15 protein-coding genes and 1 pseudogene are annotated in these 19,131 nt (G+C 55.2%); 9 read left to right on the top strand and 7 right to left on the bottom strand.

The genetic code is table 11. The features are described 5' to 3' along the window. Positions 1–17: 17 nt before the first annotated feature. Positions 18–413: a rhodanese-like domain-containing protein gene (locus ACR3EN_RS11635; RefSeq protein ID WP_480825027.1), complete on the bottom strand. Its 396-nt coding sequence runs from the start codon at positions 411–413 to the stop codon at positions 18–20. A 129-nt stretch (positions 414–542) separates the two neighbouring features. On the opposite strand from ACR3EN_RS11635, the gene ACR3EN_RS11640 reads away from it, so the two are divergent. From ACR3EN_RS11640 to ACR3EN_RS11675, 8 genes and pseudogenes are all read left to right on the top strand, one after another. Continuing rightward, positions 543–1,817, top strand: a complete 1,275-nt coding sequence (locus ACR3EN_RS11640) for an NAD(P)/FAD-dependent oxidoreductase (RefSeq protein ID WP_480825025.1) — start codon at positions 543–545, stop codon at positions 1,815–1,817. A gap of 7 nt (positions 1,818–1,824) precedes the next feature. Continuing rightward, positions 1,825–3,891: a hydantoinase/oxoprolinase family protein gene (locus ACR3EN_RS11645; protein ID WP_480825023.1), complete on the top strand. Its 2,067-nt coding sequence runs from the start codon at positions 1,825–1,827 to the stop codon at positions 3,889–3,891. 3 nt (positions 3,892–3,894) lie between these two features. Beyond that, positions 3,895–5,541 (top strand): hydantoinase B/oxoprolinase family protein, encoded by a 1,647-nt coding sequence (locus tag ACR3EN_RS11650; protein ID WP_480825021.1) that lies wholly within the window; start codon positions 3,895–3,897, stop codon positions 5,539–5,541. Positions 5,542–5,547: 6 nt separating this feature from the next. Continuing rightward, entirely contained in the window at positions 5,548–6,294 is a 747-nt protein-coding gene (locus ACR3EN_RS11655; protein WP_480825019.1) for an SDR family NAD(P)-dependent oxidoreductase, read from the top strand. Next, a complete protein-coding gene (locus ACR3EN_RS11660; RefSeq protein WP_480825017.1) occupies positions 6,291–8,192 on the top strand; it encodes a propionyl-CoA synthetase in 1,902 nt (633 codons plus the stop codon). Before ACR3EN_RS11655 ends, ACR3EN_RS11660 begins: the two co-directional genes overlap by 4 nt. Then, on the top strand, positions 8,189–8,533 hold the full coding sequence (locus tag ACR3EN_RS11665; RefSeq protein WP_480825015.1) for a RidA family protein: 345 nt from the start codon (positions 8,189–8,191) through the stop codon (positions 8,531–8,533). The genes ACR3EN_RS11660 and ACR3EN_RS11665 overlap by 4 nt, the downstream gene beginning before the upstream one ends. Before the next feature lie 14 nt (positions 8,534–8,547). Continuing rightward, positions 8,548–9,291: an amino acid ABC transporter ATP-binding protein gene (locus tag ACR3EN_RS11670; RefSeq protein ID WP_480825014.1), complete on the top strand. Its 744-nt coding sequence runs from the start codon at positions 8,548–8,550 to the stop codon at positions 9,289–9,291. A 1,101-nt stretch (positions 9,292–10,392) separates the two neighbouring features. Next, positions 10,393–10,709, top strand: a pseudogene (locus ACR3EN_RS11675) (IS6 family transposase); the annotation flags it as partial. Positions 10,710–10,755: 46 nt separating this feature from the next. Here the strand turns inward: ACR3EN_RS11675 and ACR3EN_RS11680 are convergent. The 6 genes from ACR3EN_RS11680 to ACR3EN_RS11705 all read right to left on the bottom strand — a co-directional run bounded on the left by ACR3EN_RS11680 (position 10,756) and on the right by ACR3EN_RS11705 (position 17,051). Then, positions 10,756–12,642 carry an ArnT family glycosyltransferase gene (locus ACR3EN_RS11680; RefSeq protein WP_480825012.1) on the bottom strand — a complete coding sequence of 629 codons (1,887 nt, stop codon included), beginning with the start codon at positions 12,640–12,642 and terminating at the stop codon, positions 10,756–10,758. After that, a complete protein-coding gene (locus ACR3EN_RS11685) occupies positions 12,639–13,592 on the bottom strand; it encodes a glycosyltransferase family 2 protein (protein ID WP_480825010.1) in 954 nt (317 codons plus the stop codon). The genes ACR3EN_RS11680 and ACR3EN_RS11685 overlap by 4 nt, the downstream gene beginning before the upstream one ends. Positions 13,593–13,706: 114 nt before the next feature. Beyond that, the gene (locus ACR3EN_RS11690) at positions 13,707–14,621 is read right to left on the bottom strand and encodes a hypothetical protein (RefSeq protein WP_480825008.1); all 915 of its coding nucleotides are present in this window, start codon (positions 14,619–14,621) and stop codon (positions 13,707–13,709) included. Beyond that, a complete protein-coding gene (locus ACR3EN_RS11695; protein WP_480825006.1) occupies positions 14,618–15,523 on the bottom strand; it encodes a hypothetical protein in 906 nt (301 codons plus the stop codon). Before ACR3EN_RS11695 ends, ACR3EN_RS11690 begins: the two co-directional genes overlap by 4 nt. Further along, positions 15,520–16,632, bottom strand: coding sequence for a glycosyltransferase family 4 protein (locus tag ACR3EN_RS11700; RefSeq protein ID WP_480918417.1), 1,113 nt, complete (start codon positions 16,630–16,632; stop codon positions 15,520–15,522). The genes ACR3EN_RS11695 and ACR3EN_RS11700 overlap by 4 nt, the downstream gene beginning before the upstream one ends. Before the next feature lie 119 nt (positions 16,633–16,751). After that, complete coding sequence (locus ACR3EN_RS11705; protein ID WP_480825002.1) at positions 16,752–17,051, bottom strand: IS66 family transposase; 300 nt, start codon at positions 17,049–17,051, stop codon at positions 16,752–16,754. A gap of 573 nt (positions 17,052–17,624) precedes the next feature. Here ACR3EN_RS11705 and ACR3EN_RS11710 point away from each other — a divergent pair. Continuing rightward, positions 17,625–19,016 (top strand): hypothetical protein, encoded by a 1,392-nt coding sequence (locus ACR3EN_RS11710; protein ID WP_480825000.1) that lies wholly within the window; start codon positions 17,625–17,627, stop codon positions 19,014–19,016. Positions 19,017–19,131: the final 115 nt, after the last annotated feature.

The raw sequence follows: 19,131 nt of genomic DNA on the forward strand, positions 1-19,131 counted from the left end.
GCAGCTTCCGGCTGGATTCAATCGGCTTTCTCGATAGGGCCGCCGGATTTTTCCCAGGAACCGAATCCTTCTTTCAGATGTGCCGCTTCGAAGCCCATGTCCTGCAGGGTTGCAACCGTCAGGGCTGACCGCCAGCCCGACGCACAGTGAAAGACATATTTCTTGCCTTCCTGCGCAAAGATATCCTTGTGGTACGGGCTATCAGGATCGACCCAGAATTCGATCATGCCACGCGGCGCATGGAAGCTGCCCGGGATGAACCCGGTACGCTGACGCTCGCGCACATCGCGGATGTCAACAATCACGACATTGGGATCATCGACCGCTTTGATCAGGTCTGCTGTTTCGATCTCTTCGATGCGATCGCGCGAGTCCTGCACCATCTGGGCTGCTGTTTTCTTAAGTCTAGTCATGGTCATTGTTCCGGTATATAAAACATATTTTTCATATATTGACACAATGATAAGATCGTTGCAACGTAAGTTAACAGGAATCGCCTGACTGCCCAGCATGTTCATAGTTAGAAAAGAGGGTCCGCTCGCATGAATACAGACAGCCCGATCTCTCTTTGGGATATGTCGGCAGAGGAGCCGGATTTTCGCAATCCGTTGGCTGGCGACGCGGAAGCGGATGTCGCAATTGTCGGCGGGGGGTTCACCGGTCTTTCAACGGCGCTTTATTGTGCAGAGCAAGGGCTGAGCGCGCATGTGCTTGAGGCCAGGCATATTGGTTTCGGTGGCTCGGGCCGCAATGTGGGTCTGGTTAACGCCGGGGTCTGGCATCCCCCCGCCGCCGTTCGGAAAAAGCTGGGCGACACCTATGGGCCGCGTTTTGTAAAGCGGTTTGGTGAAGGTCCTTCGCAGGTTTTTGACCTGATCGAAAAACATCAGATCCGTTGTGAGGTCACCAAAACGGGAACCATTCACGCTGCTCACGCTCCGTCGGGTTTCGAGGATCTAAAGGCGCGCCATGCCGAGTGGACACGTCTGGGTGAACCGGTTGATCTTCTGTCGGCCGGGGAAATGGTGGAAAAAACCGGAACAAGCGCTTTTCACGGGGGCTTGTTGGATCACAGGGCGGGAACCATCAATCCGATGGGCTATTGCCGTGGTCTGGCGCGCGCAGCAAGAGGGGCAGGTGCCGAGATCAGCACAGGTGTGTGCGCAACCAATCTGCGGCGCGATGCCGGGAAATGGGTTGTGGAAACCGACAAGGGTACGGTCCGGGCCAAGTATGTTGTGCTGGGCACAAATGCCTACAGCGATACCCTTTGGCCAAACCTGAACCGCGTGTTCACCATGATCAACTACTTCCAACTTGCAACAAAACCGCTGCAGGCGGACATGTCGCATATTCTTCCGGGCCGTCAGGGTATTTGGGACACGGGACAGATCATGTTCAGCATCCGGCGCGATGCCCATGATCGCCTTGTCATCGGCTCTATGGGAACAGTTGTCGGGTCCGTCGGTCGCGGGTTGTCGCATCGTTGGGCCAGGAAACAGCTTGCGCGCCTCTATCCGGAACTTGGCCCGGTCGAATTCGAAGAGGCATGGCATGGTCAAATTGCCATGACGCCGGACCATCTGCCGCGTATCTACCAACTGGCCCCCAATCTGCTGACCCCGATCGGCTATAACGGGCGCGGCATAACAACCGGCACGATCTTTGGCGAGTGCATGGCCCAGCTGATCTCGGGCATGGATCCGTCTGATCTGCCGTTGCCGATGACTGAGCTGTCGACTGTCCCGTCGGCCCCGATCATGTCCCGCTTGTATCAGACGGCCTTCACCGCCAACCAAGTCCTCAGGAGCCTTTGATATCCTCATGAGCAAGATTGATGTTCGCGTCGGCGTCGATATCGGTGGAACCTTTACGGATGTGGCGTTGCAGCACCAGGGCGGCTTGTCCACCTGCAAGGTACTGACCAACTACAGCCAGCCGGAACAGGCCATTCTGGACGGAATAACCAAAGCCGCAGAACAGGCCGGGCTTGCCTTGGGCGATATTGCTCAGGTCATTCATGGCACGACGCTAGTCACCAACGCGCTGATCGAACGTCGCGGTGCCAAGACCGCCTTCATCACCACCGAAGGGTTTCGGGACGTGATCGAGATGCGCTCGGAAAATCGGTTTGAGCAGTACGACCTGAACCTGAACCTGCCCAAGCCGTTGGTGCCGCGTCAGGACCGGTTCACCCTGAACGAACGCATGGGCCCTGACGGAGAGGTCCTGCTGGCGTTGGACCAATCTGAAGTCAACGCGATGGTGGAGACGATCAAGGCGGGCGGGTTCGAGGCCGTTGCCATCGGTCTGATGCACGCCTACGCCAATGACGCGCATGAGGTCGCGATGGGCGAAGCGTTGCGCAAGGCAATGCCGGAACTGTCGATTTCGCTGTCTTCGGTAATCTCGCCGCAGATGCGTGAACTGCCCCGTTTCAACACCGTAATTGCCAACGCCTATGTCCAGCCGCAGGTCGCCGACTACCTTGGCCGTCTGGTGGGTCGCCTGCGAGAGATGGGCGTGGCCGCTCCGGTATTCATGTTGCATTCCGGCGGCGGTCTGATTTCGGTCGAAACTGCGACGGAACAGCCAGTGCGTCTGCTGGAATCCGGTCCGGCCGGTGGCGCGATTTTTGCCGCCGATTTTGCGCGGGCATATGGGCTGGACAAAGTGCTCAGCTTTGACATGGGCGGAACCACCGCCAAGATTTGCCTGATTGAGGACGGCACGCCGAAGACCGCCAACACCTTTGAGGTTGCCCGGACTTATCGCTTCAAGAAGGGCTCGGGCATGACCGTGTCGACGCCCGTTGTCGAGATGGTTGAGATCGGAGCGGGCGGCGGCTCGATTGCCTCGGTCGACAGTATGGGACGGCTTCAGGTCGGTCCCCGGTCGGCGGCATCGGAACCCGGACCTGCCTGTTACGGGCGCGGCGGCACCGAGCCAACCGTGACCGATGCCAACCTGTTGCTCGGACGTCTTGACCCTGACAATTTCGCTGGCGGTGCGATCCCGTTGCAAACGGAAGAATCCGAAAAAGCGGTGACCAGGCTGAACCTGCCTGCCGGCGATGCCGCCTTTGGCATCACCGAACTGGTGGACGAGAATATGGCAAATGCGGCGCGGGTGCATACGGTCGAGAACGGTCGCGATATTGAACACTTCACCATGATCGCCTTTGGTGGCGGTGCGCCGCTGCATGCCTGTCGTCAGTGCGAAAAGCTTGGCATCAAGGCGCTGATCATTCCGCCGGGCGCAGGTGTCGGCTCGGCCATCGGGTTCCTCAAGGCACCGTTCAGCTTTGAAGCCACGCGCGGGCTGTTCCAGCGCATGGACGATTTTGATGCCGGGGCCGTGAATGCCGCCCTGATCGACATGGAGGCCGAGGCCCGCGCCTTTGTCGAAGAAGGGGCCAAAGGGGCAGATACCGAGATTCGCCTGACCGCGCAGATGCGCTATTCCGGGCAGGGTTGGGAAATCCCGGTGTCGCTGCCGCACAAACAGTTTGAAGATTGCGATGTATCGCTGATCCTCAAAGCGTTTGAACAGGCCTATCGCACGCTGTTTGGTCGGGTGATCGACGGGTTGGCCGTTGAGATCACGAACTGGCTTTTGACCGTATCGACCGTGCTGCCGGACACCGATCCAGTGGTCGGCCATAGCAGCGGCACGGACGCGGCCGTCTCACGGACGCGGCGGTTTTTCGATGCCGCCCTGCGCAAATCGGTCGAAGCGCGCGAGGTTGAACGGTCCGGCATGACCCCCGGCAAGGCTGTCGAAGGTCCCGCGATCATCGTGGAGTCCGAGACCTCCACCGTCGTTACCTCAGGCTATCGCGCTGTGGGGCAGGGCGACGGCAGTTTGCTGTTGCTGGCGAAGGAGACATAGGCCATGGCTACGTCAGATATTGATCATCAGATCATGTGGAACCGCCTGATCGCGGTTGTTGAGGAACAGGCCACAACGCTGATCCGCACGGCCTTTTCAACCTCGGTCCGCGAGGCGGGCGACCTGTCGGCGGGTCTTTTTGACCGCGAGGGGCGGATGATCGCCCAAGCCGTGACCGGCACCCCGGGTCACGTCAACGCGATGGCCGAAAGCGTCACCCATTTCGCCACGCAGATCGGGCCGCAGAACACGTTCGACGGAGATGTGTTCATCACCAACGATCCCTGGCTGGGCACAGGGCACCTGCACGACATCACCGTCGTCACGCCCGTGTTCCGCAAGGGCGCGCATATCGGCTACTTCGCCTGCACCGCGCATGTGGTGGATATCGGCGGGCGCGGCTTTGGCCCGGATGGCAATGAGGTATTCGAAGAGGGCCTACTGATCCCGATCACCAAATTCGCTGAGCGCGGTCAGGTACAGCCCCTGCTGATCGAGTTAATCCGCGCCAATGTGCGGACCCCGGATCAGACCGTGGGTGACATGTACTCGCTGGCCGCCTGTAACGAGGCGGGTGACCGCCGCCTTCAGGCAATGATGGATGAGTTCGGTATCGACGACCTGCAATCCCTGTCGGAGTTCGTCATCGAGACCAGCCGCAAGGCGACTTTGGAAGCCATCGCAAAGGTCCCCTCGGGCACTTATCACGAGACCATGCAGGTCGATGGATATGACGCCCCGGTGCACATGGAGGTGACCCTAAGCGTCGATGGCGATCAGCTGCTGGCGGATTTCTCGGGCACATCGGGTATGAGCCGGTTTGGCGTGAACTGCCCCGAGGTCTATACCCGCGCCTATGCCTGCTACGCGCTGAAATGCGCGATTGCGCCGGACGTCCCAAACAATACCGGCTCGCTTGAACCTTATCGGATCACCGCCCCCGAAGGCTGCATCCTTGCGGCCAAACGCCCCGCACCGGTTTCAGTGCGCCATGTGATGGGTCATCTGGTCCCAGACGTGGTGCTGGGTGCGCTGCACAAGGCGCTGCCTGATACTGTTCCGGCCGAGGGGGCAAGTGCGCTCTGGAACATTCAGATTTCAGCGCGGGCATCCGACCCCGAAAGCGGGCTACCGAACCGTGAGGTGCTAATGTTCAACTCGGGCGGCACAGGTGCGCGCCCCGAATTTGACGGGCTAAACGCCACGGCTTTCCCCTCGGGCGTATCGACCATGAGCGTTGAGGCGACCGAGCATGTAGGCCCAATCACCGTCTGGCGCAAGGACCTGCGCGAAGGCTCGGGCGGGGCCGGGGCCCTGCGTGGCGGTCTGGGCCAGACCATCGAGATCGAACCGCGTGCGGGGTACGATTTTTACTTCAACGCTATGTTCGACCGGGTGGAAAACCCCGCGCGCGGGCGCAATGGCGGGCTGGCCGGTGGCGCCGGTGCTGTCGAGCTGTCCGACGGCACACAACTGCGCGCCAAGGGTCGGCAACTGATCAGGAACGGCCAGCGGCTGAGGCTCAGCCTGCCGGGCGGCGGCGGTTATGGCGCGCCCGAACACAGGGATCGTGACGCCGTGGCCGGTGATCTGGCCGCCGGGTTCATCACCGCCGAACAGGCAAAGAATGACTATGGGTTCGAAGGGTAAACGCAGATGGCTGACACTCCGATTGCAGTTGTGACAGGTGCTGCGCAGGGCATTGGACTGGCCTGCGCCGAGGCGCTGAGCGAGGATGGCTACAAGGTCATTCTGGTCGACATTCAAGACAGCGTGCACAAGGCCGCCGCCACCGTTGGGGGGGTCGGAATGGTTTGTGACATGGGCGACGTGGATGCCATCGGCGCGATGTTTGACAGGATTGAGGCTGATCACGGCCCGGTCTCGGCGCTGGTAAACAATGCGGGCGTCGCGATGCCGGGGAATTTTCTGGACTATGATCTCGCCGCCTTTGACCGTGTGATGGACATCAATCTGCGGGGTGTTTTTGTGGCAATGCAACGGGTGGCGGCCAGCATGGTTGATAACGGCATAGAAGGCGCGATCGTAAACATGTCTTCGGTTAATGCGCAGGTCGCGATCCCGGCGATCCCGGCCTATTGCGCCTCGAAAGGTGGGGTCATGCAACTGACCAAGGTTGCAGCACTGGCGCTGGCTCCGAAGAACATCCGTGTGAACGCGGTCGGCCCCGGCTCGATTGATACCGAGATGATGGCGGGTGTGAATGCCAACCCCGAAGCCTATAAGATGGCGATGTCGCGCACGCCGATGGGCCGCGCGGGCACGGCGCGGGAAATCGGGGATGTGGTGGCGTTCCTGTGCTCGAAAAAGGCCAGCTATGTCACCGGTGAAACGATCTATGTCGATGGCGGCCGCCTTGGCCTGAACTACGTGATGTCATGAGTTACGCAGAGGCATATGAAAGCTGGCAAGCGGAGCCCGAGGCGTTCTGGGGCAAGGCCGCTGAACAGATAGACTGGTTCAAACCAGCCGATAAGGTGTTCGATCCCGACATGGGCGTTTATGGTCGCTGGTTCGCGGGCGCCACATGCAACACCTGCTGGAACTGTGTCGACCGTCATGTCGATGCCGGGCATGGCAACCGCACCGCGCTGATCTATGACAGCCCGGTCACCGACACGGCCCAGACCTTCAGCTTTGCGGAGTTGCAGGCGGAAGTCGGCGCGCTCGCCTCGGTCATGCGCACACATGGCGTTGGCAAGGGCGACCGCGTTGTCATCTACATGCCAATGGTGCCGCAGGCGGTGTTCGCGATGTTGGCCTGCGCTCGTCTGGGGGCGATACATTCGGTTGTGTTTGGCGGTTTTGCGCCACATGAGCTGGCAACGCGGATCAATGATGCCGAACCCCGGATGATCATCTCAGCCTCCTACGGGATCGAGCCCGGACGGATCGTACATTACAAACCCCTGTTGGACGCGGCCATTGAGGAAGCCACGTCAAAGCCCGAGCATTGCCTGATCCTGCAACGCGATATGGAACGGGCCGAACTGATCCCGGGCCGCGATCTGGACTATGCCGAACTGATCGGTGCGGCAAAGGCGGCAGGAGAGACGACAGAATGCGTGCCGGTCGCGGCGACCGATCCGCTCTATATCCTCTACACCTCTGGCACCACCGCCCAGCCGAAAGGCGTTGTGCGTGACAATGGCGGGCACATGGTGGCGCTGAAATGGACGATGGAAAACCATTACGGAATTAACCCCGGTGAGGTGTTCTGGGCCGCCTCCGATGTGGGCTGGGTCGTCGGGCATTCCTACATCTGCTACGGGCCGCTACTGCATGGCTGCGCCACCGTGGTTTACGAGGGGAAGCCGGTGGGCACCCCCGATGCGGGCGCTTTCTGGCGGGTTATTCAGGATCATCAGGTCGCGGCGCTGTTTACGGCCCCCACGGCGTTCCGCGCGATCAAGAAAGAAGACCCCAAGGGCCAGTTGATCGACCAGTATGACCTGTCCAAGTTCCGCGCGCTGTTTCTGGCGGGCGAACGCTCGGACCCCGCAACGATCCAATGGGCTGAGGAAAAACTGCAGCGCCCGGTGATCGACCATTGGTGGCAGACCGAAACCGGTTGGGCCATGTCCGGCAACCCGGTCGGGCTGGGACAGTTCCCGGTCAAATACGGCTCGCCGGGCAAACCGATGCCGGGATACGACATCCGCGTTCTGGACGACGAAGGGCACGAGGTTGAACCCGGCACGCTGGGCAACATCGTTTGCAAGCTTCCGCTGCCGCCCTCGGGTTTCCCGACCTTATGGAACGCGCCCGAGCGGTTCCTGACCTCGTACATGAATGAGTTCCCCGGTTTCTACGCCACATCTGATGCCGGGATCATTGATGAGGACGGCTATGTCTTCATCATGGCCCGCACGGATGACATCATCAACGTGGCCGGTCATCGCCTGTCCACCGGCGCGATGGAGGAGGTAATCGGGGCGCATCCCGACATCGCCGAATGTGCCGTGGTCGGCGCGGCGGATGCGGTGAAAGGTCAACTGCCGCTGGGTTTTTATGTGACCAACGATGGTGCGAATCGCGAGGCGCCAGAGCTGGAAAAAGAGCTGATCGCGCTGATGCGAGAGCAAATCGGAGCCGTGGCCGCTTTCAAAACGGCCATCCCGGTCAAACGCCTGCCCAAGACACGCTCGGGCAAGGTGCTACGCGGCACGATGCAGAAGATCGCCGATCGTGCCGAATTCAAGATGCCCGCTGCCATCGACGATCCCGCCATTTTGGACGAGATATCCGATGCGCTGAAGGGCAGGGGACTTCTGCCATGATCGAACGCCTGCATACCGGCACAAGGATGTCGAAGATCGTCAAACATAACGGTGTTGTTTACCTGTGTGGTCAGGTCGGAGCCGGTGACAGCGTAACCGCGCAAACGCAAGACTGTCTCTCGCGCATTGATGCCCTGCTGACCAAGGCGGGCTCTGACCGTGAGCATATTTTGCAAGCCATTGTCTGGCTGCGCGATATGGCGGATTTCGCCGAAATGAACGCCGTCTGGGATGCCTGGGTCCCCGAGGGCCATGCGCCCGCCCGCGCCTGTGGCGAAGCCCGATTGGCGCGGGTTGTACTGAAAGTCGAGATCATCGTTACTGCTGCCATAAAAACCTGAAGGGGAGAGCGCCCATGTCCGAAGTTCCGGCCGTCAGACTCAGCCACGTGGAAAAGTACTACGGCAGTTTCCACGCTCTAAAGAACGTCAATCTGACCGTAAGCAAGGGTGAAAAAATTGTTGTCTGCGGTCCTTCGGGCTCTGGCAAGTCGACCATGATCCGCACGATCAACCAGCTCGAGGAACATCAGTCCGGTCTGATTGAGATCAATGGCCACGCCATAAGCGCAGAAGATCCCAATATCGACAAGCTGCGGCAGGATGTTGGCATGGTGTTTCAGCACTTCAATCTGTTTCCCCACATGACGATCCTTGAGAACTGCACCCTGGCCCCGATGCTGGCACGCAAGATCTCTCAGGCTGAAGCGGAAGAGACTGCGATGACGTATCTGGAAAAGGTGCAGATCGCCAATCAGGCACCGAAATACCCCGGTCAGCTTTCGGGCGGTCAGCAACAGCGGGTCGCCATCGCAAGGGCGCTGTGCATGAAGCCCGATATTCTGCTGTTCGACGAGCCGACCTCGGCGCTGGACCCCGAGATGATCGGCGAGGTTCTGGATGTTATGGTGACGCTTGCCGAGGAAGGCATGACTATGATTTGCGTCACCCATGAGATGGGGTTTGCCCGCAAAGTGGCGGATCGGGTGATCTTCATGGACGCTGGTGAGATCATCGAAGAGGATGACCCAGAAAGCTTTTTCGACAGTCCCAAAAACGAACGGACGCGGAATTTCCTGGAACAGGTTCTAACGCACTGAGTAGATCGACCACTGCATGATTGAAGAACCATATTGGGAGAAAACGCTCTGAGTGTTTCTGAGCACCGTTTGTAAAAAGGAATACCCCTCCTGACCAATAAACTTAGACTTCTCAAACATGAATCCCGTTGGCGCCCAATGATAGATATATGTAAGGAAATCGGCTGCTTCTTGATTGGCCACTACAGAGCCTCTTATTCTGTCCTGCAGCGCGATGGATTTGGTCCCTTTTTATTCACCAACTGAGATCTTAGGATAACTGAATTATTTTTGCCTTCGGTAGGCCTGATGGTTAATAGACTAGACCCGGGCTGAGAAGTGTCCAGACAGTGAATTGGTCAGCGGTTGCTCCAACATGCTTCGAACCCATGAACAAGAAAATTACTAACAAAATCTATATTCTATGCCAGTCTAAATCATACTTCGGCCAGCGCCTCTTATCGGCAAATCATATGCAAAGCCGCAACTGGTTGTTTGGTGCAACCACTTGCGGCAGCAAGAGCATCTATTTAAAAGCTTTTTGTGAGCGTTTGAATAGCCCGAAAACACGGTCATTCCTGACCTTAAGGAAATAATAGAGCCCAATGACCTATATTCTCGTGTTTGTATTCGGGTACATGACCCTTTTTATTGTGACTGCACCGATTGCTAATCTGATCCTCGTTTATCTATTCCCATCACTTAACTTCAGAGATGAATTTGTTGAATACTATGAGCGCACCAGAGGAGTTGCCCCCTCACGAAAGACGCTCCTGCTGAATGCCTATGGAATTGGGAGTTTTTCCTTTCTGGTCAACAGACGTGCAGAAATTAAGTATTCTCAGTTAAACGGACGACCAAGAAGCTCGAACGAACCATCTATTATTTTAATAGGGTTCGCTGGATCGATGGTCTGTTTCATACTTTGGGCGATGGTTATTCTTATAGTAATTTTCGTTCTCAACCTAACGGAATTCGCATCAGGTAGTGCTTAGCCACCTGAACGTAGGACTAAAATTTATCGGCGATCCATAGAGCGCGAAACCCGAAATTATCTTCAAAATGTAGGTTTTGTCAGAATAACTGCTTTAGTGGGGCAGGGCGGTTGCATAGCATTTAGGAATAACTAAGCTCGCCTCCTTCACGTACTTCAAAACCAGCCCCGAGTTCATCCGCCTTGCAGTGATGCTGTACATCCATTTTCCGTTTTTTTGCTGCGGAATGTCGAAGACCTGCTACACGAGCGAGGCAGCGACGTGAGCCACGAAACCGTCCGCTATTGGTGGAATAGGTTTGGCCCGAAGTTCGCTTCTGAAATCAGGCGAAAGCCGGTGCAACAATTGCGCGCATTTTCGAAATGGAAGTGGCACGTGGATGAGCTTTTCGTGAAGGTGAATGGCAAAAACCTTCATGTGCCTCAGTTCAGATCCAGAGATCATCTCAACAAGGGCTGCGCTGGACTAGCCGCAATCGCACCATTCGCGGTTATTCGACCGCCAGTTGGGCAGGCATCGAAGCGCAATTCGCCTGAGCAAGCCCAGTGATACCATCAATCTGCTGGCTTGCGGTTTTTGTTGGTAAGAGCATTTGAGAATTGCTTGAGGATAGCAAATTTGGCGAAATCAATACCCGGTAACCTTGTGTGCAGGCCGACTTGATAAATTCAGCATCGAAGTTGTCAGAAACACGGTCGGGTAAAGCCAATAAATGATCAGGGTTTTGTAACGCATGAGAATGAGCTTCGGGAGGCGCATAAATCACAAAGTTTCCTTCAAGAGACATCGATTTTTCTGACATGGATGCCATCTCTGCCCGACGATGCTGCGAGAGCGTCCAATCTTGGAACGCAAGTAACATCGCGACACCCATGCCGAATCCGACTGCTGACAACACTAAACCAGAGAAGGAGCGGTGCGAAAAGAATCCGCCTAAGAGTGAAAGGAGGCCGATCAAAGTTAGCAGTTTTGTCGTCGTTATCTGGTGAAACACTGCGACGCTGCCGAAAGAACCTGCGTGCCACAATACCGAAAAAAACAGACCCAAAACTGCCCCGGTGATGAGCCAAAAGTTGCCAAACCGCTCAACCCAATGCGCGATGAGAAAGGCGGACAGGGCTGCCAGTAGCGGAAGGAGCGGCAAAAAATACCGCATATTCAAGCCGAGACCACCATGCCAACTGCGCAACAGAAATGGCAATGCCCAAATTGTGCAAATTGTTAGCAATATCAAAATGCTACGCCGCTGTTGTTTCCATCGATAGCCGACGAGCAGCGCCAGACAGCCTAACCAAGGCAGGCTTTGACCTAGCGCTTTTTTGGGTAAACCCCAAAATGACAACGTACCGTTTAGGTCAGATTGAACGCCGCTCCTTGGATCAGACAGCCGAGTGGCATCGATCAGGAGAGACTGAACCCCCTCGATCAACTTTATGACCAGGGCCAATAGCTGGGACGACAAGACTATGCTGGCCAAGGCAAATGCAGATACTCCGACCCACAACATTGAGGAGGATCGAAAACTGCCTTTGATACGAAGCCCCACAAGCCCCGCAAACGCAAGGCTCATAAAAACACCCAGCGGAAAATAGCTGGCCAGGTCTGTCCCACCACCCGCCGAACCATAAGACAGTGGCGTGAGGCTGCCAAAACGGATGAGGTTTGACCAGGTCATCAGAACCGCAAAGGGTGCAAGCCCGATCATGCCCGAAGCTAAGACCTTAACAGGCGATTTCGCATATAAGACGGTCAAGGCTACTATACCGGGAAGTAAGAGAACGCCTTCCAAACGAAACAGCACACCAAATCCGACTAAAGCGCCTGCCGCAATGGCGTGTAAATTTACTCCTTTTTCCTGATCCAGGGCGGCAACAAAGAAATAGACAGCCGCGGTCACTGTCATCATGCTGATCGAGTGCGGCCAATGCCCCACCACGTATTCTACCCAGAACGTGCAGAAGGTTAGCAACACTACCGCAAGTTCACCCACAACTTTTCCGGGAAACAAACGCCTGGCGAGTGCAAACGTGAAGATTAACGTCCCTATTCCGGCCAGCACATTCAATGCGATCAGAGACTTCTGCCCGAAAACGCCAAGCAATGAAGCGCCGGCTAACGTTGTGCCGATTGGATATTGCGACACAAGGCCCACTGGACCCTCGACCAACAACCAAAGGCGAAGGTCATCGGACCCGAATTGTTCAAAACCGTTAGAAACAGCGAAACTTCCTGTGTCTCGAAGCGATTGAGCTGCAGAAAAATAGATAAACTCGTCTAAAATGAAGAACCCGTCGGATGCCAAAACGCCCAAGAGGATTAGAAACAAGCTGATGCCAAACAGTATATAAAAACTAAGCCAATTCAGAGTGGTGTTCACTGCTGTCTGCTCCGCTCAAGTTCGGCCTTCAACAGTCGGCTTCGAATGTCAGCTGACAACACCCTGTTGGCAGCAATCAGATCGGCCAGTAATCCGGCAATAAAAAATACGACACCAGCCGCGATTAGTGCGGCACCAATGACAAGCGACTGTACATGGCCATTTCCCTGCCCTATTGCGAAAAAATAGAGAAACCTGAGAAACGATGCGAGACCGGGCAGCATAATCAACAACGACAGCCAGGAAAAGAAACGAAATGGTTTGTAAAGGACTGCTATACGCAAAATCGTCTTGGTCGAGCGAAAGATATACTGCGGAACCGAGCGCATAAGGCGTGACTCACGCGTCGGATCGTTAACTTTGATCGGGACCGATAGAAGGGGAATTCCAAGGCGGCCGGCCTGTATAACTGTCTCAAGGGTATAGGTATATCGATCAAATACATAAAGTTGGATCGCTGCGTCACGGTGAATTGCACGAAAACCACTGGGGGCATCTTGAATTGCCGCTCCGCTGGCTTTGCGGACGACCCAGCTTCCCAGCTTTTGCAGTACGCGCTTGACCATGGAAAAGTGCTGGATTTCCGAGATTGGTCGCGCCCCAACAACAATTTGAGCCTTGCGCGCAAGAATAGGAGCAGTGATATCTGGGATACATGAGGCATCGTATTGGTTATCACCATCCGTATTAACAATGACGTCGGCACCAACCCTAAGAGCCGCGTCGATTCCCGTCATAAAGGCGGCGGCTAGTCCTTGATTGTGAGATTGCTGAACAATGTAATCCACTCCCATCTTTCGAGCTACGTCAACAGTTCCATCTGTTGAACCATCATCAATGATGAGCCACTCAACTTTATCGAACCCCGGTACATCACGCGGTAACTCGGCGAGTGTCGCTGGAAGAGTTTCTTCTTCATTGTAGCAGGGAATCTGAATTACAAGCTTCATCGGGCTGATCTACATACTCTCACCTGAAGTCGAAATAAGAGCGGATTACGGCTGCAATGAGGCCGCACTGAAGCCTTTGTAGCAGATAGTGGGACAAATTAGCAGCCGAGGAACTCATTTCGAACCGGTTGCAGTTTTTACTCTCATCAACCACTCAGGATCAGATGCATACCCGTGCTGCTTCATTTTGGAACTACAGAAATGAGAAACCGCCGAAACTTGAGCATCGTTCCATTGGCGCCAATCTCCCGCAGAACCGTGTGAAGAGTTTCTCACTTTGCCCACAATTGATTTCAAATCACCAATTTTGTGTGCAGGGCCTTCCTTATGCTGAGAGACAAAGGAAACAAACCGATTTAGTTCTGTCTGGTCTTCGGAGAACAAGTCCTCAAATCGAAACACTTTCACGTTTGAGTTTATTGCCGCCGCACGATCAAGTGTTCGACATATCAGTGCCCATTCCCAAGCCAAACGTCCGACCTGATCGAGCGTCGGCCAAATTTGGGCGGCATCCGAGTCACCAAGCTTAGCCGGTGTTAGCTTTCCGGGGGGCAAAAGTTCTGTGATCGCCCCATTTCTTCGTTTTGAGGAATGCCGTTGCCATGAACCAATCCAATGTCTCGGATCACGAATCACTCCGGCAATCTTGGCGCCTGGCCAGATTTCGTTGATATGTTCGGACAGACTCCACCACGCATAGTAGCTTTCAATCACAAGCGCCTGTGGGATACTCGAGTGGTATGTCTCGCGAATGGATCTGATCCGTCGCGCACACTGCTGTGTACTAATCCGATTTTCTAAGAGACGCTGGCCGAGGACGCGCACACCAGTTTTGCCAAGCAGTCGCCCACCCGTCATTTGCCAGAATCCAAATTGGTGGATTCTTTCCAATGTAAGGTTCGAGAATCCCGCAAACATATCCGGCTCGTGCTCAGAGTAGCAATCCGACACAACATCGCTAAGCAGATCGCCAAAGAACTGCGTTCCAGTGCGTCCGCCCGAAGCAATAAAGACGAGTTGCTTGGTCATTGTCTCACGCGTTGAAACAAGGGCACCGAAAATGTTACCAAGGCACCCGCGATAAGCCCCAAAGTACGGTTTAACGCCACCGCCAAAAAAGCGGCCGCCGGAGAGCCGGAAATCAGAGTCGCAAGGGCGGCAGCAATCAGTTCATTCACCCCAAATCCTGCGGGTACTATTGCGACTGTCGAACCGAGTGAAGTGGCGACGGTGTAGACAGCTGCCTGGCCGAATGACGCAGCTACTCCTATTGTTGCAAAGCTTACCGCCAAACGGAACGTACTCAATCCTAGAATGACGAACCTTACGACGAGCAGTTCGAGTAACATTCGTCGTCCTGTTTCGCGGGCGATCAAGTGCAGCGAAGTTATCATTCCCACAAGACCCAGGGCGGCAAACCACCAACCAGGACCAACACCAAGGTATCCACATGCAGAGGCTGAGAACGCAAGCGTCATTGAAAGTGTCAGTATCGCAGTCAATGTAACTATTCTTGCGCTTTGTTTAACTCCGGCACCGGCCTGCACAAGCGCGGCTCCTCTTACAAACGCACCACCAGGCAGGGGCAATAACTCAGCGACATTTGCCATTGCCGAAGTCTCGATTGATTTTGAGAGAAGGATATTGAGATTCAGGACTCTCGCCGTCACCATCAACGAAACGCCTGCCAAAACAAGCAGCAGCGGGGACAGAACCAATAGGTTCAAAACCAAGAGCCAGCCAGAGATTTCGGACAGATGAAGCCCAAGTTTGCTGTACGACCAAACCGCCCCTCCGATGAGCACCGATAGCCCACCCGCGCGCAGCCAAGGACGCAAACGATGAGACTTAAGCGTTGTTATCGTAGAGCTAATTCGGCGCTTGTTGGCCAAAAAAAGGTTGAAACCAATCCCAGATCGTGGGCGTGTCATTCGATGACCTCTCCACGAAAACCGCTGTCACGCTCGGAGTCGTAGACAGCCAAGGTATCACGCGCAACCCTTTTCCATGAAAACTTATCAGCGCAGCTTGCTTGCGAAAAGTCGATGAAGTTGCGGCGTTTCGTAGTCGACCATCCTGACATTTCGACGATTTTTTGAACCCATGCGGCTGGCTTTCCAACCGGTAAAAGAAAGCCGGTGCGTCCGTCCAGAACCGCGTCCTGCAGCCCTGCATGCCGTGAGGCCAATACCACTCCGCCAGCAGCAGCGGCCTCGGTTGCAACTAGTCCAAATCCTTCGAACTCTCCGTTCTCAATATCGATGTTTGGCACAACCACACAAAGCGCATCAGCGTAAGCCTGCCATAGTGTTTTTTGATCCAGAACCCCCAGATACCTGACCCTGGATGTGTTCAATGCTGAAAACTCTTGGTCATCCCAAATTGTTCCTGCGACATCTAGCGTGATATGCGGGGGAAGGTGCGGCAACACTTCCCGAACAAACCAGGCACATCCTTTTCGACGGACCAGGCGCCCCGCAAACAGTATTGATCTGCCTGACTGACGTGCTTGTTGCGGACTGTCAACTTCGGCCGCCAGCGGGACCACAACCGTGTCGTGGAAACCGTAGCTTTGCGTGCATCTGGCCGTAGCCTTTGAGTTTGCGATTATCGTCACATTTCGGAGTAGCCGCGCACCCAGCTTCAAATAACCACCATATACGCTGCCTTTGATGCCGCCCCGGCGCGGATAAGACACATCCGTCCCGTGCGCAGAAATTACCACACGGCTGCGTGGATAACGAAGCCGCCCGAGCAAGGCCAAAGGCCAGCTTGCCATATCTGCAACGTGAATGACGTCAAACGATCCTTTTCTGAAAATCAACTTGAAAGCCGTCGTGGCTGCAAAACCGATAAGCTCCGAAACTCTGGGCACGGATCCATCAGCGTGACCTTTCAACACGAGTCGCCGTATGGTCGTGACACCATCCAACTCGTCTGACAGCCTTTTGGAGTATGTTTCCATTCCACCCATTGCAGGAGGCCATTTTCGCGAGACAAAACAGAGTTTCTTTGCCGAATTCATGGGTTCATAATCCACGCTCTAAGGCCCAAAGACCAACCATGTAACCAATGCGGATCGCAGATGTTGCAAAATTGAGATATACATCCTGATCATTGCGTTTCTGCTTGATATGACATAACGCCCGGAACGCTTTCTCACACGGTTGGCTCTGTCCCTTGCAACCGGATCACATATGTGTTGCGACTTGCACTAATCCGGCGCGCGGATTGCAAACATCGAGATTTTTTTCTCGAACCAGTTGCATCTATATGGGGAGTTAAACTCGCATTGACCTGTTCCGGTGCCGAGTCGCCAATCTCCTCACCTTCCTCGAAGGTCAGATTGAGCTGGTCCTGGCTCTCGGAATGCAAACCAAATCTGTGGCGGTTCTGGCCGGTCAGTTGATGCTTTAGTTTCTCTATCAGGAGCGCTTGCGATTTGACCTCATCCGCCAACAGCCGGTTAACTCCGCATCCAAAGTCCGCTCTAGGAGACATGACCGAAAGCGTTTGCGCGTGCGGCGAAAGTCAGCTTCTCCCCACTTACAATTATTCGCTAATAGCGCGAAGCGCGCACAGCGTTTACATCCCATTGAAGGCCGGAGGGTTTGATAGGAAGCAAGTCCACAACGAGACTCTTGGATAGCATAAAGAATCTCGCCAACTGCGCCCACTCCATGCGCCATTATCCTGAGTTGGCTTTCTGACAGGCAAGAAGCTCGTTAAATATTTTTGAGCGATCATTCAAAAATAAGATTGAGCAGCCATTCAAAAAATGATATTCAGCGCCGAGTACACCTTAGTCCTGTCCAGATTTTCAGCCTTCTTCGCTGTCTTGATCCCGCGTTGAACTAACGCGGGGATATAGATGAATTGCGACATTCGTTTGCGGATGAATGCCTTTCGTCAACGCTGTTTTGTCGGCGTCACCGTTTCGGTGTCGCGGGTTTGATCGAAGCGGATAAAACGCAAAGCCCGACGAAGATTTCATGGTTGGACATTCAGGTTTACGAAAACGGGAGGAAAACAATGAAACTGAAGTCCAGCCAACCGCTTGCGCTGATAACGGCCGCGACGACTGTACTTGCCTCACAGGCCATTGCTGAAACAACGTTCCACGTTCAATCAAGATACGCACCGTTGCAATTCACGGATGCCGCGCCGGGCGGGGCGCACCCAATCGGCGGGCCCGGAAATGCCTTTGTCTTGAAGGCGAATGAAATTCTGGAACCTTTTGGGATCACTTTTCAGGTTCACGCCTCGGGCAAAGTCAATCCGTTTGACGAACACAATGTCAAACCGCAGCTGATCGACCGAAAAGCTATGGGTAACCTGTACAATGCGGTTGCGGCTGGGGCTGACGGAGGGGGTATCAACGCCGCTTTGGCCATTCCGGCTGAATCCGGTTTGGCGTTTGGTGAAATGTTGTCCGGCGGTTTGCCATTTGGCATGGCTCCTGACGAGTACGCCTCGTTCCTGTTCTATGGTGGTGGCTTAGAGCTGCAGCAGCAGATCTACGACGAAACCTTCGATGGAAATGTCGTCACGATACCGGTCGCGATCACGACCGCTCAGGGCCCCGGCTTTTTCCCCAATCCATTGCCCGACCCGGATACAGATGCAAATCTGAGCAACGCAGACGCGCTGCTGAAAATCTGTGAAACTCCTATGATCGTCCGCTGGCCCGACTCTGCTGCTGCGGTCATGACCGAAGCTTGCGCCAAACTGGGCGTCACGACGCCGAACATAGGCCGCCAGACTCGGTGCGAGGATGCATCAGCGGTGTGTGATCCCGCGACAAACCCTGACAATCCTATTCAGTTCGAGCCCGAAGCCCTTACCTTTGGCGGTTTCGCTCCGGGTGTGATCCCGCACACCATGTTCCAGAACGGAAACATTGATGCGTTCGAGCTGAACATGCCCGCAGATGACATTCAGTTCCTGAAACTCATATCCGGGCAGCAGGGAAAAACTGACGCCGAAGCCAACCTTTCTGATGTTGGCCTGCCTTTCAAATATTCCGGGTCGTGGCATCAGCCAACGCTGACGGTCGAGCTGGTGGTGAACAAGGGCTTTTGGGAAAGCGTCCCAGCCCATGAGCGCACATTGATCAAAGCCGTGGCAAAGGCAGCCATTCTTGATACGCAGGCAGAACGGCTCAGCATCCAAGGCAAGGCGATCGAACGTCTGGAACAGGCCGGAGTTAAGCACCTCACATGGCCCCAAGGCCTTTTGGATGAGCTGCGCGCCGCAATGCCGGATGCGTTAAACAAGGTGGCCGAAAAAGCCGAGGCAAACGGCGACACTTCAGTGCGCCGCTGGTTGGACGCCGCTTGGGAATTCCAAAACAACAACGCCAAATACTTTGACTATGGCGACGTTAACCAAGGACAAGCCGGTTTTCCGACATCAGTGAATTAAACAGAACTGATCAACCACTCGACCTCCCAATCTGGGAGGTCGAAACTTAGGCTTTGCCGTGAGATAGTGCGCCATGCAACGCGTCGCCGAATTCTGCGACGGATCGCGTTCCATC

This window comes from Ruegeria sp. G7 (assembly GCF_056535465.1).

What these genes read in the sequence shown, in the direction of transcription:
- ACR3EN_RS11670 (WP_480825014.1), top strand. Translation starts at nt 8,548, where the DNA reads ATGTCCGAAGTTCCGGCCGTCAGACTCAGCCACGTGGAAAAGTACTAC.
- ACR3EN_RS11685 (WP_480825010.1), bottom strand. Translation starts at nt 13,592, where the DNA reads ATGAAGCTTGTAATTCAGATTCCCTGCTACAATGAAGAAGAAACTCTT.
- ACR3EN_RS11660 (WP_480825017.1), top strand. Translation starts at nt 6,291, where the DNA reads ATGAGTTACGCAGAGGCATATGAAAGCTGGCAAGCGGAGCCCGAGGCG.
- ACR3EN_RS11640 (WP_480825025.1), top strand. Translation starts at nt 543, where the DNA reads ATGAATACAGACAGCCCGATCTCTCTTTGGGATATGTCGGCAGAGGAG.
- ACR3EN_RS11665 (WP_480825015.1), top strand. Translation starts at nt 8,189, where the DNA reads ATGATCGAACGCCTGCATACCGGCACAAGGATGTCGAAGATCGTCAAA.
- ACR3EN_RS11695 (WP_480825006.1), bottom strand. Translation starts at nt 15,523, where the DNA reads ATGACACGCCCACGATCTGGGATTGGTTTCAACCTTTTTTTGGCCAAC.
- ACR3EN_RS11645 (WP_480825023.1), top strand. Translation starts at nt 1,825, where the DNA reads ATGAGCAAGATTGATGTTCGCGTCGGCGTCGATATCGGTGGAACCTTT.
- ACR3EN_RS11690 (WP_480825008.1), bottom strand. Translation starts at nt 14,621, where the DNA reads ATGACCAAGCAACTCGTCTTTATTGCTTCGGGCGGACGCACTGGAACG.
- ACR3EN_RS11650 (WP_480825021.1), top strand. Translation starts at nt 3,895, where the DNA reads ATGGCTACGTCAGATATTGATCATCAGATCATGTGGAACCGCCTGATC.
- ACR3EN_RS11655 (WP_480825019.1), top strand. Translation starts at nt 5,548, where the DNA reads ATGGCTGACACTCCGATTGCAGTTGTGACAGGTGCTGCGCAGGGCATT.
- ACR3EN_RS11710 (WP_480825000.1), top strand. Translation starts at nt 17,625, where the DNA reads ATGAAACTGAAGTCCAGCCAACCGCTTGCGCTGATAACGGCCGCGACG.
- ACR3EN_RS11635 (WP_480825027.1), bottom strand. Translation starts at nt 413, where the DNA reads ATGACTAGACTTAAGAAAACAGCAGCCCAGATGGTGCAGGACTCGCGC.